This is a genomic window from Vespertiliibacter pulmonis (assembly GCF_013377275.1).
Taxonomy (GTDB): Bacteria; Pseudomonadota; Gammaproteobacteria; order Enterobacterales; family Pasteurellaceae; genus Vespertiliibacter; species Vespertiliibacter pulmonis.
The window spans coordinates 429,413-444,640 of sequence record NZ_CP016615.1 but is presented as its reverse complement, the minus strand read 5'-3'; the positions used below and the strand labels follow the sequence as shown (position 1 = coordinate 444,640).

General features: G+C 38.0%; 13 protein-coding genes. 7 read left to right on the top strand and 6 right to left on the bottom strand.

Features of this window, described 5'->3' with window-relative positions; translation table 11 throughout:
- Nucleotides 1–12: 12 nt before the first annotated feature.
- The 6 genes from fruK to nhaB all read right to left on the bottom strand — a co-directional run bounded on the left by fruK (nucleotide 13) and on the right by nhaB (nucleotide 7,387).
- The gene (gene fruK / locus A6B43_RS02225) at nucleotides 13–960 is read right to left on the bottom strand and encodes a 1-phosphofructokinase (protein ID WP_124210957.1); all 948 of its coding nucleotides are present in this window, start codon (nucleotides 958–960) and stop codon (nucleotides 13–15) included.
- 3 nt (nucleotides 961–963) lie between these two features.
- Nucleotides 964–2,469 (bottom strand): fused PTS fructose transporter subunit IIA/HPr protein, encoded by a 1,506-nt coding sequence (fruB, locus tag A6B43_RS02220; protein ID WP_124210956.1) that lies wholly within the window; start codon nucleotides 2,467–2,469, stop codon nucleotides 964–966.
- Between the two features lie 161 nt (nucleotides 2,470–2,630).
- A complete protein-coding gene (gene ndk / locus A6B43_RS02215; protein WP_124211042.1) occupies nucleotides 2,631–3,050 on the bottom strand; it encodes a nucleoside-diphosphate kinase in 420 nt (139 codons plus the stop codon).
- Nucleotides 3,051–3,124: 74 nt separating this feature from the next.
- A complete protein-coding gene (metG, locus tag A6B43_RS02210; protein WP_124210955.1) occupies nucleotides 3,125–5,182 on the bottom strand; it encodes a methionine--tRNA ligase in 2,058 nt (685 codons plus the stop codon).
- A gap of 153 nt (nucleotides 5,183–5,335) precedes the next feature.
- The gene (gene dsbB, locus A6B43_RS02205) at nucleotides 5,336–5,872 is read right to left on the bottom strand and encodes a disulfide bond formation protein DsbB (protein WP_124210954.1); all 537 of its coding nucleotides are present in this window, start codon (nucleotides 5,870–5,872) and stop codon (nucleotides 5,336–5,338) included.
- 12 nt (nucleotides 5,873–5,884) lie between these two features.
- Entirely contained in the window at nucleotides 5,885–7,387 is a 1,503-nt protein-coding gene (nhaB, locus tag A6B43_RS02200; RefSeq protein ID WP_124210953.1) for a sodium/proton antiporter NhaB, read from the bottom strand.
- 187 nt (nucleotides 7,388–7,574) lie between these two features.
- Here nhaB and fadR point away from each other — a divergent pair, with 187 nt between their 5' ends.
- The 7 genes from fadR to murF all read left to right on the top strand — a co-directional run bounded on the left by fadR (nucleotide 7,575) and on the right by murF (nucleotide 15,221).
- Nucleotides 7,575–8,297 carry a fatty acid metabolism transcriptional regulator FadR gene (gene fadR / locus A6B43_RS02195; RefSeq protein ID WP_124210952.1) on the top strand — a complete coding sequence of 241 codons (723 nt, stop codon included), beginning with the start codon at nucleotides 7,575–7,577 and terminating at the stop codon, nucleotides 8,295–8,297.
- 188 nt (nucleotides 8,298–8,485) lie between these two features.
- The gene (gene mraZ / locus A6B43_RS02190; protein ID WP_124210951.1) at nucleotides 8,486–8,944 is read left to right on the top strand and encodes a division/cell wall cluster transcriptional repressor MraZ; all 459 of its coding nucleotides are present in this window, start codon (nucleotides 8,486–8,488) and stop codon (nucleotides 8,942–8,944) included.
- Between the two features lie 18 nt (nucleotides 8,945–8,962).
- A complete protein-coding gene (gene rsmH / locus A6B43_RS02185) occupies nucleotides 8,963–9,901 on the top strand; it encodes a 16S rRNA (cytosine(1402)-N(4))-methyltransferase RsmH (protein ID WP_124210950.1) in 939 nt (312 codons plus the stop codon).
- Entirely contained in the window at nucleotides 9,898–10,212 is a 315-nt protein-coding gene (gene ftsL, locus A6B43_RS02180) for a cell division protein FtsL (RefSeq protein WP_124210949.1), read from the top strand. Before rsmH ends, ftsL begins: the two co-directional genes overlap by 4 nt.
- The gene (locus A6B43_RS02175) at nucleotides 10,213–12,297 is read left to right on the top strand and encodes a penicillin-binding transpeptidase domain-containing protein (protein WP_124210948.1); all 2,085 of its coding nucleotides are present in this window, start codon (nucleotides 10,213–10,215) and stop codon (nucleotides 12,295–12,297) included.
- A 23-nt stretch (nucleotides 12,298–12,320) separates the two neighbouring features.
- Complete coding sequence (gene murE, locus A6B43_RS02170; RefSeq protein WP_124210947.1) at nucleotides 12,321–13,826, top strand: UDP-N-acetylmuramoyl-L-alanyl-D-glutamate--2,6-diaminopimelate ligase; 1,506 nt, start codon at nucleotides 12,321–12,323, stop codon at nucleotides 13,824–13,826.
- Between the two features lie 3 nt (nucleotides 13,827–13,829).
- A complete protein-coding gene (murF, locus tag A6B43_RS02165) occupies nucleotides 13,830–15,221 on the top strand; it encodes a UDP-N-acetylmuramoyl-tripeptide--D-alanyl-D-alanine ligase (protein WP_124210946.1) in 1,392 nt (463 codons plus the stop codon).
- The last annotated feature ends 7 nt before the right edge of the window (nucleotides 15,222–15,228 follow it).

The window sequence follows — 15,228 nt, the reverse complement described above, 5'->3', positions numbered from 1 at the left end:
AATAAGTCTAAGTTAAAGATGCGAGATTAATTGCACCTGCTCTAAAATTGGATTAAGGGCTGTAATATCTGCAATGCCAACATTGCTTTGGGAAACCGCTAAAGCGGATACGGCACTTGCAAATTTCAATGTATCTGCTTTGCTCCACCCTTGAGATAGCCCATAAATCAGACCTGCAACCATTGAATCACCTGCTCCTACAGTGCTAACAATATTAGAACACTTAGGTGGTTGAGCTTGCAAAATACCTTCGTGGTTAATCCAAATTGAACCTTCCGCTCCCATTGATATAATGACATTTTCGATGCCTTCAGCTTGTAATTGTTGAGCAGCCGTAATAATTTCATCAAGAGTTGCAAGCGGTCGCTTTGCCCAAATTTCTAGCTCTCGCCGATTTGGTTTTACTAACCACGGTGTTGCTTTTAGCCCGTAGCTTAAAGCATCATTGCTACTGTCTAGCACAATTTTTAACCCTTGAGCTGAAAGTGAATTGAGCCATTGTGCAAATTGTTCGGGTAAAATACCTTTTGGTAAAGAGCCACAAATGGCAACGAGATCAAAATGTTCGTGCCAATGTTGAGATTGTTGGCAAAAGCTTTGCCAATCTTGAGCAGAAACGTCAAAACCTAAAAAATTGAGATCCGTAACATCGGCTTCTGTTTCAGTAATTTTTACATTGATCCGTGTTTTCCCTTGAATACGGTAAAAGCGATCGGTTAGCTGATTTTGTTGGAAGTGTTCTACAAAGTCGCTTTGATTTTGCTCACCTAAAAAACCAGTTACGCTTAAATTAACACCAAGATCGGCTAATACTTTAGCTACATTAATTCCTTTTCCTGCTGGGTAAATGCCGAGTGTTTCAACGGTATTTACTTCACCAATTTCAATGCGAGCTAACCGGCCGACTAAATCAAAGGCTGGGTTAAGCGTTACAGTTGCAATGCGTAATTGTTGTGCCATTATTTATTCTCCAAGCCCTGTGCGGATTGCTTCTCCAATGCCATCTAATGCTTTTTGTGCTTCTTCGCCTGTGGCAACAAAGCGTAAACGGTGACCTTTCTGTACACCAAGAGCAATAATTTTCATTAAGCTTTTCGCACTAATAAGTTGGCTCTCACGGTCAAGATTTTGTACTTGAATTGTCGCATTATATTTTTTAACTTCATTGACTAATACTGCACTTGGACGAGCGTGTAGCCCGTGCTCATTTTCAATAGTAAAGATAGCCTCTATCTGATCACTATTTTCAGTAGAAGTAGTTGTTTGTGGTGCAATATTTGGTGTAGAACTTACCGCTTGTTGATTAGTATTTTCAATACTATCAGCGGTTTCAGGTACAAAAGTTATATTTTCGCCTAACCCTTCAGCAAAGCCTTTTGCCAAGGCTTCAATCGCTTGTTGAGCATCTGGACCTTCAGCAATAAAGCGTAAGCGATGAGCTTTGGTAGCTCCGAGTGAAACAATTCGCATTGTGCTTTTTGCATTAACAGCCGGGCTTGGTCGGTCAAGATTTTCTACGCTAATTTTGGCTTCAAATGGCTTTAATGTTTGTACTAATACTGCACTTGGGCGAGCATGTAAGCCGTGTTCGTTGCGAACGGTAAATGTACCAACAACTTGACCATTTGAGTTACTAGCGGGTATTTCAGTTGTACTCTTTGTTTCTTTATTTGCCGAATTATTTGCAAGTTCGACAAATCCTTGTGCTGATAATGTGGTTAATTGTGAGCGATGTTCTGGTTTGATAAGTTGAGTGAGTAGAGGAATGAAATTGTCATCAGTAGCAGAAACAGTAATCAGTATTTTTCCTTGTTGGCTACGAGCGAGGGCGATGCCTGTTGCAAGATTGCCTTTAGGGCTATCAACTAAATAAACATTATTACTCAACATAAGAGGTGTACTAGCTAGAACATCACTAATAAATGATTGATTCACATAGCCTTTCTCTTGGAGCTTGGCGGCGTTGATTGCTGATAACGTGAGTAGGCTTGAGGTATCAATATTGAGTGAAATGAGATCCGTGGTTAACGGCATCAGAGTAGATTTACCACTTAAGAGAGCAATAAATTGCTCAATGTCTGTTGTTTTAGCGAGTGTTTCTGCAATTTGTTCATCACCAACAATTGTGGTGAGTTGGCGAAGTAAATTGAGGTGTTCATCGGATTTTGCCGCAATGCCAATAACAACATAAGCAATATTACCTTCTCCCCATTCTATCCCATTGGGAAATTGATAAATTTGTACGCCTGTATTTAGTACTAAATCACGGGTATCAAGTGTGCCGTGCGGAATAGCAATTCCATTGCCGAGAAAGGTTGAAGTTTGTGTTTCTCGAGCAAGCATTCCTGTTTCGTAGCCAGTGGCAACATTCCCATTGGATACTAAGCCTTCTGCAACAAGATGAATAGCTTGTTCTTTGTTTTGTGCTGAAGCATTGAGTTGGATATTTTTTGCTGATAAATTTAGCATTTAAACTCCTATGAGGGTAATTTTTAAATTAAGTAATGTTAGCGATTGTACTCCATTTTGGGAATAATCTTTAGCTAAATTGCTCTAATAGGAATAAATCTTGGAGAAGAAAAGCGTTAAGAAGCCCCATTATCAAAGCGTAATGGGGTAGTAGAGATTGATTAAGCCATTATTTCATTTGGAGTAAAAAAATAGGCAATTTCTCGTTTAGCAGAGATTTCGGAATCAGAACCGTGTACTGTATTTTCACGGTAGCTCAACGAATAACGAGCTCGAATAGTGTCTTTTTGGCGTTTTTCAGGATCGGTTGCGCCCATAAGATCTCGATAGCGAGTGATAGCATTTTCTCCTTCGATAACGATAACGACAATCGGGCCTGAAATCATAAATTCAACCAATGATTCAAAAAATGCTTTTCCTTGATGCTCAGCGTAAAATCCCTCCGCTTGTTCTTTCGTTAAGTGCACCATTTTTAGTGCTTTAATAACGAAATTATTTTGTTCTAAAATAGATAAAATTTCGCCAATTAAGTGGCGTTTTGTGGCATCAGGTTTTATGATTGAAAGTGTTTGTTGAAGCATCATTTTCTCCTAAGCGTTAGGGGCATTGGGCGATCTTTATCGTAAAGAGGCTCACGATAAAGATCGCTAGAAAGTTATTTTACTTGCATACCTGCCTGCACACCTGAATCAGCAGAGAGTAAAAATAGATCAGCACCGCCTGTTCCTGCTGATAAAATCATTCCTTCTGACATTCCGAAAGACATTTTACGAGGGGCTAGGTTAGCGATCATAATGACAAAGCGTCCTTCTAGTTCTTCAGGCTTATTATAAGCAGCCTTGATGCCAGAGAATACTTGGCGAGTATGATCTCCTAGATCGAGTTCAAAACGCAGTAGTTTATCTGATTTTGGTACGGCCTCGCATTTCAGTACTTTTGCTACTCGTAAATCTAGTTTGGCAAAATCATCAATCGTAATTTCTGGTGCAATAGGTTCAATTTGTGTTTTACTAGCGGTCATTTGTGTTCCTTTTTTTGCAATTTTCTCAGCTTCAGCGAATAGGGTTTTAGTTTCGTCAATCACCGCATCAATCTGTTTTTTCTCAAGGCGAGAGAATAGCGCTTTAAACGGCGTGATTGTATGGTTAAACAATGGCGTATCAATGTTATCCCAACGTAATTGGGCGTTGAGAAATGTTTCTGTTTTTTCTGCCAGTATTGGCATTACTGGTTTGAGATAGCTCATTAATACTCTAAACATTTCTAAACCCATTGAGCAAACCGCTTGCAATTCAGCGTCTTTGCCTTCTTGTTTAGCGATGACCCACGGTGCTTTTTCATCAATATATTTATTGGCTTTATCAGCAAGGGCCATAATTTCACGGATAGCTTTGTTAAATTCACGTTGTTCATAATAGCTTGCGATCTGATCTGCTTGGGTAACAAATTCTGAAAAGAGTTGGGGATCGGCTAATTCACTGGCTAATTTACCGTCAAAACGTTTCGTGATAAAACCTGCGGTGCGTGAAGCTAAATTCACTAATTTATTCACAATATCGCTATTTACTCGTTGTACAAAATCGTCTAGGTTAAAATCAAGATCTTCAATTCGATTATTTAATTTTGCGGCATAGTAGTAACGTAAACATTCTGGGTTTATGTGTTTTAAATAGGTACTTGCTTGAATAAAAGTACCACGAGATTTAGACATTTTTTGCCCATCAACGGTAACATAACCGTGAGTAAAAATATTGGTTGGTTTACGATGATCTGTACCGTCTAAAATAGCAGGCCAAAATAGGCTATGGAAATAAACAATGTCTTTACCGATAAAGTGGTATAGCTCGGTGCTAGATTCTTTTTTCCAGTATTCATCAAAATCAAGCTGGGTACGGTTGCATAAATTTTTAAATGATGCCATATAGCCAATAGGGGCATCTAGCCAAACATAGAAAAACTTGTTGTCTGTATCAGGAATTTTAAAGCCAAAGTAAGGCGCATCACGGCTAATATCCCATTGTTGCAAACCGCTTTCAAACCATTCTTGCATTTTATTCGCAATTTCAGGTTGGAGAGAACCTGAACGAGTCCACTCTTTTAACATTGTTTCAAATTCAGGTAAATCGAAGAAGAAATGTTCTGATTCTTTAATAATCGGTGTTGCTCCAGAAATAGCAGAATGTGGGTTGATTAAATCCATTGGGCTATATGTTGCAGCACAGACTTCACAGTTATCGCCATATTGATCTTCTGCGTGACATTTTGGACAAGTGCCTTTTACGAAACGGTCGGGCAAAAACATATTTTTTTCTGGATCAAAGAGTTGTGAAATTACACGGCTTTTAATAAAACCTTTATTTTTCAATGTGGTATAGATTTGTGCAGTAAGTTCACGATTTTCTTCACTGTGGGTGGAATAATAATTATCAAAACTAATATTAAACCCTGCAAAGTCAGCGATATGATCCGCTTTGGCTTTTTCGATAAGCTGTTCAGGTGTAATGCCAAGTTTATCAGCGTTAAGCATAATCGGTGTGCCGTGAGCATCGTCAGCACAGACAAAATGGATTTCGTGCCCTCGCATACGTTGGAAACGCACCCAAATATCGGCTTGTATATGTTCTAGCATATGACCCAAATGGATTGCGCCATTAGCGTATGGCAAGGCGCAGGTTACTAATATTTTTCGTTTGTTGTTTGCTTGAGCTGACATTGTATTCTTTCCATCATCATTGATTATGCTAGAAATTGTAGCGGAAATGCGTGAAATTGTGTAGGGAAAGCGATACAAGCGGTGAGATTTAGGTGATTTTTTGCAAAAATATTATGAAATCTGACCGCTTGTTGGAGGTAATTATTGAGAAAATTACGAGAAAATATTGTGATTTTGTATTTGGTTACGCTTAAATTGGCTGAGTATAATCAATACAAGAAGTACAAAATAAAACGCAAAAACACCGATAAGCCATTGAGGCATTGATAACCCTAAAAATTGCCAGTCAATCTTACCGCAATCGCCTGAGGCTGCAAATATTTGTGGTAGCCATTTGTCTAAAGGCAGTGTTTCAGGAAAATCAACAAAGGGAGAACATTGGTTCCACGGACCTGGGTGTAGCTGGTAATCTGTGTGCTTTAATGCAAGCATTATCCCTTTGATTGAACCGACTAAACCTAATAACAGGGCGATCCAACGAGTGAGTATAAATCTTGGTGCGAGATAACCAATTAACCCTGCAATTAAAATGACGAAGAGAGCAACTCGCTCATATATGCACATTACGCAAGGTTTTAATCCCATACCGTGTTGAAAATAGAGTGCCGTTCCTTCTAACGCAAGGCAACTGATTGAAAATAATAGCCAAGCACTACGGCTGTATGAAAGTGCTTTAAAAAAATTAAGCATAACAATCCTTGATTAACGTTGAATAATCCAACCCCAGTCTAACATTAATTGAGTTAATGGCGTAAGGAAATATTCCAGTGTTAAAAATCCAATTAATGAAAGTACAACAGTATATGGCAATGCCATATAAACCATTCGTCCATAAGAAAGTTGAATAAGTGGAGCGAATGATGAAGTTAATAAAAATAAAAATGCAGCTTGCCCGTTTGGTGTCGCAACGGAAGGTAAGTTTGTTCCCGTGTTGATAGCAACAGCAATTAAATCAAATTGAGGGCGATCAATAATTCCTGATGTTAGTGCATTTTTTGCTTCATTCATATAAACCGTTCCAACAAAAACGTTATCGGAAATAGATGACAATACCCCATTAAAAATATAAAAGAGTGTAAGTTGTGAATTTTTCTCTGCGGATAATACGAAATGAATAATTGGATCAAAGAGTTTTAAATCTACAATCACTGCAACAACGGCAAAGAAAACGACTAATAATGCTGTAAAAGGCAGGGACTCTTGAAAGGATTTCCCAATAGCATGTTCATCTGTAATGCCACAAAATGCGGTACAAAGAATAATAATAGTTAAGCCGATGATTCCGACATCTGCTAAATGGAACGCTAAACCAATAATAAGCCAAATACCAGTGAGGGCTTGAACAAGTAATTTCAACCGATCTTGAGTTGTCATTTCTTGCTCTTTTTGACTGTTGTATTGTTCTAAAATTGTACGAACTTGCTGAGGCAAGCGGTCGCCGTAGCCAAAAATTTTGTATTTTTCTAGTAAATAGCAGGTTATAAGACCACAGAATAAAACTGGTACGCTAATAGGAGCTACTCGGATTAAAAATTCAATGAAACTCCATTCAGCTTGTGCGGCGATAATAAGATTTTGTGGTTCGCCAACCATTGTCATTACGCCACCTAAGGCACTACCAACCCCTGCGTGCATAATTAAACTGCGTAAAAAAAATCGAAATTGTGCGGTAATTTGTGGATCTTCTGTATTGTTCTCTTGAATGACAGTTTGATAAACCGTATAGAAACCAACGCCTACACTGATAATTACAGCAATCACAGTTAGAGCATCAAGAAATGCAGAAAGAAATGCTGAGCTTAAACAGAATGCAAGAGAAAGAGTAATTTTAGATCGTACGCTTAAAATGAGTTTAGTAAAAAGATAAAGCAATAACAGCTTCATAAAATAGATACCTGCAATCATAAACATTAAGAGCAAAATAACGTCAAAATTATTCATTATTTCGTGTTTAAGATGATGAGGTGTTGTCATTCCAATAGCTACTGCTTCTATGGCAAGTAAGCCACCTGGTTGAAGTGGATAGCATTTTAATGCCATTGCTAAAGTAAAAATAAATTCAATAACTAAAGCCCAGCCAGCAATAAAAGGATCAACCCAGAAATAGAGAAGGGGATTAATAAGTAAGAAGACGATGATACAGATTTTGTACCAGTTAGGTGATTGGCCTAGAAAATTTTTAAAAAAAGCATCAAGATTTTTCATTGAGTTTTTGTTTTCATCTAAAATAAAGCGTAAAATTTATTGAATTGTAATATACTTTGCCGGTTAACGATAATAGAAAAAAATGTGATTTTAGTGAGAAATCAATGATTTTTGAGAAAAATCATATTTTAAAATCTAATTGAAGTATAAGTAGAGTAATAGCCTACTGATTTGGAATAAAGATTAAATGGATAAAGCTGATATTTTAAAAGCCCAAAGTCCTGCGGCATTAGCAGAAGAGTATATTGTAAAAAGTATTTGGAATAATCGTTTTCCTGCGGGATCAGATTTGCCTTCAGAACGTGAATTGGCAGATATTATCGGCGTTACTAGAACGACTCTAAGAGAAGTATTGCAACGTTTAGCTCGAGATGGTTGGCTAAATATTCAACATGGAAAGCCAACTAGGGTGAATAATGTTTGGGAAACGGCAGGACCAAATATCATTCAAACGTTGATTAAACTTGATCGTTCTGCAATGCCATTGATTATTGAAAATGTCGTTTCTTTGCGCACTCGAATGGCAGAATATTTTATCCCAGAAGCTATTCGTCTTGATGCAAAAGCATCTCTCGTCCTTTTTGGTAAGCTCAGTGAGTTAGAAAATACTGCTCAATCGTATGCAGAATTTGACTATTATATCTATCGTAGCTTTACTTTCGTAGCAAACCGACCTGTTTATGGGCTAATTTTGAATAGTTTCAAAGACCTCTACATACAGATTGCTTCATTATTTTTTGCCCAAGAAAAATCTCGACAGGTTACATTGCAATTTTACCAACAGTTAAGAAAATGTTGTGAGCAAAATGATTACGGTCAAGCAGTTGAATGTATGGCGGTAAACCGTGAACGAAGTACGGCTATTTGGCGAGAAATGCTAAAAACGTTCCCTACAAATTTTGGAGAATAATTTTATTCTTCTGTCTCTAAAGGCATTATTTAATGCCTTTTTTCATCAATTATTCTCTAGATAAAACCGCTTGCTTCACTTGGCTAAACCGCTAAAATTTGTTACTCTAGTGGTAAAAAGTGGCGTTTTGTGGAGAAAATTTCCATTTCGCTTAAGCAGATAAAAAATTAATGAATTAAAGGTTGAATATGTTTCGAGGTGCAACATCTGTAAGCCTAGATAGTAAAGGGCGTTTGGCAATTCCAACGCGCTATCGTGCAGAGTTACTTGAAAAGCATCACGGAAAATTAGTATGTACCGTTGATATTCGCCAGCCCTGTTTGTTGCTTTATCCTTTATTTGAATGGGAAATTATTGAACAAAAACTACTCGCACTTTCAAACTTTGATCCAGCACAACGCCGTATTCAGCGAGTAATGCAAGGCTTTGCCACAGAATGTGAGATGGATTCTACTGGGCGAATTTTACTCAGCCCTGTATTACGCCAACATCGGCAATTAGAACAGCAAATAATGCTTGTTGGGCAATTGAATAAATTTGAGATTTGGCAGGATAAGCAGTGGCAAGCACAAATTGCAGAAGATTTAGCTTTAGAAAATTCAGCAGAATGGCTAAATTGTGACGCTTTAAAAAATTTCTCGTTATAACTAAATGGTAAACATCGAATGACTAATGCTCCAACACATATCACTGTATTGCTCAATGAGGCAGTCGAAGGATTAGCAGTTAAACCAAATGGCATTTATATTGATGGCACTTTTGGGCGTGGAGGGCATTCTCGTCTTATTTTAAGCCAGTTAGGGGAAAAGGGACGGCTAATTGCCGTTGATCGTGATCCCCGAGCAATTACAGAAGCAAAAACGATCAATGATTCTCGTTTTCAAATTGTTCATTCGGCTTTTTCAGCCATTCCTGAAATTTGTAATGAATTGGGATTAGTAGGCAAAATTGATGGAATTTTGCTTGATCTTGGTGTGTCTTCTCCACAATTAGATGAAGCGGAACGTGGTTTTAGCTTTATGCGTGATGGGCCTTTAGATATGCGAATGGATACAACTAAAGGCTTATCCGCAATGGATTGGCTTGCGCAAGTCTCTGTTGATGATTTAGCTTGGGTATTAAAAGAATTTGGTGAAGAACGCTTTGCTAAACGAATTGCACAAGCGGTCGTTTCTTATAATAAATCTGCAAATGAGAAAATTTCTCGTACCTTACAGTTGGCAAAAATTATTGAACAAGCTGTGCCGTTTAAAGATAAGCATAAGCACCCTGCTACTCGTTCATTTCAGGCAATTCGTATTTTTATTAATAGTGAACTTGATGAATTAGAACAAGCACTTAATTCAGCATTGAGTGTACTTGCTCCACAAGGGCGATTGTCTATTATCAGCTTTCACTCCCTTGAGGATCGAATGGTTAAACAGTTTATGCGCAAACAAAGTAAAGGTCTTGCTGTACCAAAAGGATTGCCTATTTTAGAAGCGGAGTTACTAAAAAATATCCCTTTAAAAACAATAGGTAAAGCAATAATGCCGAGTGAGGTAGAGATCATGCAAAACCCACGATCACGCAGTGCAGTATTAAGAATTGCGGAGAAAAAATAATGGCAAATGAACGTTATCCATTACGACAAATTATTTTAGATGATCTTACAAACCATAATAAAGTTGCAATTATATTATTGGTGTTGATCGTTATTTCTGCATTAGGAACAATATGGATTACCCATCAAACCCGTTTGTTAGTGGCTGATCAAGGTAAACTTATTGCTGCTAATCAGAAATTAGAAAATCAGTATATTCATTTGCAATTAGAAGAAAATTCTCAAAGTCAGAAATGGCGGATTGAATCAGTAGCAGAAAAATTACAGTTACAAGCAGTTAAAAAAGAACAAGAAGTTATTTTGGTGAAGTAGATGAAAAAATTGGTAAAAACTAAGCCTAGCAAACAAAAAGAACCTAAAGAAAAAGCTAAACTCTCTACGATAAATCACCCGAGCTTTTTAGTTACTCGTTTTCGTGTTGTTTTAGGTATATTGGCATTGGGGGCTGTGGCGTTATTTTTGAAAAGTGTTTATTTGCAAATTGATGATTCTGAGCGGTTAATTAAAGAGGCAAATAAACGTTCTCTTCGTGCGAGTGAATTACCCTTTACTCGTGGGAAAATTTTAGACCGAAATGGCAGAATGCTTTCAACTAGTGTGCCAATGTATTCAGTCACCATTGATCCTAAAGAATATTTTGATACCCAATTACGGCGGAATAAAGCCCGTTGGCGGAAACTCTCATTCGAGATGGGCGGATCAAGCAGTAAAATTGAAGCGAGTGTTAATAAATTTATAAAAAGTAAACGAGCCGAAAATAGTAAGCAAAAAAAATACGATCCTAGGGCATTATTTAATATAGATAGTGATGATTATTGGCATTTATTAGCTCTTGCTACAGGGTTGGATTACAGTGATTTAATCGTTAAGGTACGAAATAATCCTAATTCAGCATTTGTGCAGGCAGAATCTGATGCAATTTCACTCGAAATTCAGAAAATGAAAGCGTTGGCAAGTAGTGTGGGTATTAAATATAACGATTTAATGGATAAGTTATATAAGGCCTCTGAGCAACGTTTTCTCTATATAGCACGTCATCAATCGGAAGTTACCGCTGACTACATTGTGGGTAAAATTGATGAAAAAGGTGAAAAAGTCAAAGCCCATCAAGGTTTGCATATTGATGCCATTATGCTAAAAAAAGAGACTCGTCGGGTTTATCCATTAGCAGAAGAAGTAGCACAACTTATTGGGTTTACTGATCAAGATAACCGTAACGGAGCAGAAGGGCTAGAGCGGAGTTTTAACTCGTTACTTATTGGCAAAAATGGTAAACAAGTTATCCGTAAGAATGCTAAAGGCGAAATTATAGAGCGCATTCGTGATGAGAAGCAGTATGATCCACAAGATGTTATGCTTAGTATTGATGAAGAATTGCAATCCATGGCATATCGTGAGATTAAAAAAGCGGTAATTGATAATAAAGCAGAATCTGGAACGGCAGTGTTATTAGATATTCACACGGGGGAAATTTTAGCAATGGCGAATGCCCCGTCTTATAATCCAAATAACCGCAGTGATTTTAAACCTGAACTTGCCCGTAACCGTGCAATTACTGATACTTTTGAGCCGGGTTCAACGGTAAAACCATTGGTAGTTTTAACGGCTTTACAAAATAAAGCAACATATTTAGGGGAAGTCATCAATACTCGCTCTTTTATCGTAAATGGTTTTCCAATTAAAGATGTTGCTCCTCGGGAGAGTTTGACTTTAACGGGAATTTTGCAGAAATCAAGTAACGTAGGCGTAAGCCGTTTGGCGTTAAGAATGCCATCGACTGCATTGATGGAGACCTACACTAAAGTTGGTTTCGGGAAAGATACAGGGCTTGGGCTTGGTGAAGTGAAAGGAACAAACGGTGATCGTAAAATTTGGTCTGATATTGAAAGAGCAACGGTTGCTTATGGTTATGGTTTAACCGTAACGCCTTTGCAATTAGCGAGAGCTTACGCAACGCTGGGCAGTTTTGGTATTTATCGTCCACTTTCAGTAACAAAAGTTGATCCACCTGTGATCGGCGAGCGAGTGCTACCAGAAAAAATTACCCGAGATGTGGTACATATGATGGAAAGTGTGGCACAAAAAGGCGAAGGTGGGCAGAAAGCTGCAGTCGATGGTTTCCGAGTTGCAATTAAAACGGGGACAGCCCGTAAATTGGAAAAAGGGCGATATGTAGAAAAATATATTGCTTATACAGCAGGAATTGCACCAGCAAGTGATCCGAGATTTGCATTAGTGGTATTAATTAACGAGCCGAAAGCAGGGGCTTACTATGGCGGTGCAGTTTCTGCACCATTGTTCTCAAAGATTATGGGATACACTCTCAAAACATATAATATTCGACCAGATAATTTAGGCACAGATAATCATAACGCTGTTCGTGAAATTAACCATTAGATAACGAATTAAATGAGAAAATAATGAAACGCTTACTTAAATTTTTACCAGAATTACCGATTTGGGCAACATTAAAATCGTTAAATGAAATGCGATTAGATAGTCGTCAAATAAAACAAGATGATCTTTTCGTTGCCTTAAAAGGCCATCAAATCGATGGGCGTCATTTTATTACTCAGGCAGTTGAACAAGGTGCGGGATTGGTATTGAGTGAGGCAGATGACGGTGTAGCTGAAGCAGAATTATCGGGTGAATTTGCAAAATTTAATCTCGATCCAACCGCTTGTAAAGTGATCAGCATACCTAATTTAGCCCAAAATTTATCTGCTTTGGCGGGTACTTTTTATGATAGCCCATCAAATAAACTTACATTAGTTGGTATTACTGGCACAAATGGTAAAACAACAACGGCTCAATTACTTGCGCAGTGGAGAAATTTACTTGGTGGAAAAGCAGCAGTAATGGGTACGATTGGTAATGGGCTATACGGGCAGGTACAAGAATCCGTTAATACCACAGGATCAGCGATTGAAATTCAACAGAATTTAGCCAGTTTTGTAGCTCAAAGTGCGGATTTTTGTGCAATGGAAGTATCTTCTCACGGTTTGGCACAATATCGAGTAGAAGATTTAGATTTTGATTTAGCTATTTTCACCAATTTAAGCCGTGATCATCTTGATTATCATCGCACAATGGAAGAGTACGCGGCTGCAAAATTCCGTTTGTTTAGTGAGTTACAGACTAAATATCAAGTTATTAACGCTGATGATAAAACAGGTAGAGAGTGGTTAGCCGTTTTACCACAAGCTGTTGCTGTGAGTTGTGATCCTAATTTATCCCTTAAACAAGGGAAATGGGTACAAGCGAAAAATATTAGTTACAGCTTACAAGGCGTAACGATTGAATTTTCTTCTTCGTGGGGAAATGGTGTATTAGAAAGTCGTTTGATTGGAGCATTTAATGTGAGCAATTTACTCACGGCTTTCGCAGGGTTATTGACCTTAGGTTATGATTTTAAACAATTAGTCGAAACTGCCCCGAAATTGACAGGTGTTTGTGGACGAATGGAATGTTTAGTTAGTGAAAATGAACCTGACGCTAATCCAATGGTCATTGTAGATTATGCCCATACACCAGATGCCCTTGAAAAAGCCTTGCAAGCGGCTCGTTTACATTGTGATGGAAAATTATGGTGTGTGTTTGGTTGCGGTGGTGATCGAGATACAGGTAAACGCCCACTGATGGCAAGTATTGCAGAGGCCTATGCTGATAACGTAATTATTACAGATGATAATCCAAGAACGGAAGATCCCGATATTATTTTTGCAGATATGATGGCAGGCTTTAAAAAGCCAAAAAATGTACAGAAAATGCACATTCGCCAATATGCGATTGAGCAAGCAATTAGCCAAGCAGACAGCAATGATGTTGTGCTAATCGCAGGAAAAGGGCACGAAGACTATCAAATTATTGGCAATAAAAAATACCATTTTTCCGATCAGGAAGAAGCCAAAAAAATTTTAGGATAATCAATGATAAAACAAACCACACAGCAGATTGCCGATATTTTAAATGCCAAATTAGTCGGTGATGGTAATGTTACTGTTGAAAATGTGAGTACAGATACCCGTCAAGCGGTGAGTTTTGGGCTATTTTTTGCATTAAAAGGTGAGAAATTTGATGCTCACGATTATGCACAAAAAGCGGTTGAACAAGGCTGTGTTGCCTTGGTGGTAGAGCGTCCGCTCGCTATTGATGTGCCACAAATTATTGTGGCAGACACTCGGTTAGCATTAGGCGAATTAGCGAAATGGTTGAAAGCTAAATTGAATCCAAAAACTGTCGCAATGACTGGCTCATCAGGTAAAACAACGGTTAAAGAGATGACAGCAAAAATCTTGCAACAAGTTACCGCTTGTGAAGATGAAGTGCTTTATACTTTTGGTAATTTAAACAATGATTTAGGTGTGCCATTAACCTTATTACGTTTAACTGATCAACATAAATTTGCTGTTGTTGAATTGGGAGCAAATCATCTCGGTGAAATTGCTTATACCACAGCAATTACACAGCCCGATGCTTGCTTAGTCAATAATGTTGCCTCTGCTCATTTAGAAGGCTTTGGTTCTTTAGCGGGCGTGGCTCAAGCAAAAGGTGAAATTTATCGAGGTTTGAAAAAAGATGGCATAGCGATTGTTAATTTAGCTCACTATTTTCCTGAATGGCAAAAAGAAATTGGTAAGCACGAATTACAATCATTCAGCTATACAGGACAGGATAAAGATTCCTATGCCGATTTTTGGGCGGAAGATGTTGTACTGAATTTAACGGGTTCGCAATTTATTTTGCACAGTCCGCAAGGGGAGGTGGAGATAAATTTACCCTATTTAGGTAAACATAATGTTAGTAATGCTTTAGCGGCCGCCTCACTCGCTATGGCAGTGGGAGCTGATCTAAATTCAATTAAAGCAGGATTAGAACAACGTTCTCAAGTCAAAGGACGACTATTTCCGATTGAAATTAACCCAAATTTATTACTGATTGACGATAGCTATAATGCTAATGTTGATTCAATGAAATCGGCGGTAGCCGTTTTACAGCAATACCCAGCATTTCGTATTTTTGCCGTTGGTGATATGGCTGAATTAGGCGTAGAAAGTTTGGCGTGTCATCAAGAAGTAGCAGACTTTGTTGCGCAGGCAGGTTTAGATTTAGTAGTTTCATTTGGGCAGGAAAGTGCAGTGATTAGTCAAAATTCGGCGCATCATTTTTCCAATAAAGCTCAAATGGTAGATTTTTTATATCCACTTATATTGCAAAAAATAGCGGATAACCAACCGCTTGTATTATTAGTAAAAGGCTCTCGCAGTCAAAAAATGGAAGAGCTATTAGATGCTCTTATCTTAAAATTTAATGTTTCTTAAGGAATAG

What these genes read in the sequence shown, in the direction of transcription:
- fruK (WP_124210957.1), bottom strand. Translation starts at nt 960, where the DNA reads ATGGCACAACAATTACGCATTGCAACTGTAACGCTTAACCCAGCCTTT.
- dsbB (WP_124210954.1), bottom strand. Translation starts at nt 5,872, where the DNA reads ATGCTTAATTTTTTTAAAGCACTTTCATACAGCCGTAGTGCTTGGCTA.
- metG (WP_124210955.1), bottom strand. Translation starts at nt 5,182, where the DNA reads ATGTCAGCTCAAGCAAACAACAAACGAAAAATATTAGTAACCTGCGCC.
- fadR (WP_124210952.1), top strand. Translation starts at nt 7,575, where the DNA reads ATGGATAAAGCTGATATTTTAAAAGCCCAAAGTCCTGCGGCATTAGCA.
- A6B43_RS02175 (WP_124210948.1), top strand. Translation starts at nt 10,213, where the DNA reads ATGAAAAAATTGGTAAAAACTAAGCCTAGCAAACAAAAAGAACCTAAA.
- ndk (WP_124211042.1), bottom strand. Translation starts at nt 3,050, where the DNA reads ATGCTTCAACAAACACTTTCAATCATAAAACCTGATGCCACAAAACGC.
- fruB (WP_124210956.1), bottom strand. Translation starts at nt 2,469, where the DNA reads ATGCTAAATTTATCAGCAAAAAATATCCAACTCAATGCTTCAGCACAA.
- rsmH (WP_124210950.1), top strand. Translation starts at nt 8,963, where the DNA reads ATGACTAATGCTCCAACACATATCACTGTATTGCTCAATGAGGCAGTC.
- murF (WP_124210946.1), top strand. Translation starts at nt 13,830, where the DNA reads ATGATAAAACAAACCACACAGCAGATTGCCGATATTTTAAATGCCAAA.
- murE (WP_124210947.1), top strand. Translation starts at nt 12,321, where the DNA reads ATGAAACGCTTACTTAAATTTTTACCAGAATTACCGATTTGGGCAACA.
- mraZ (WP_124210951.1), top strand. Translation starts at nt 8,486, where the DNA reads ATGTTTCGAGGTGCAACATCTGTAAGCCTAGATAGTAAAGGGCGTTTG.
- nhaB (WP_124210953.1), bottom strand. Translation starts at nt 7,387, where the DNA reads ATGAAAAATCTTGATGCTTTTTTTAAAAATTTTCTAGGCCAATCACCT.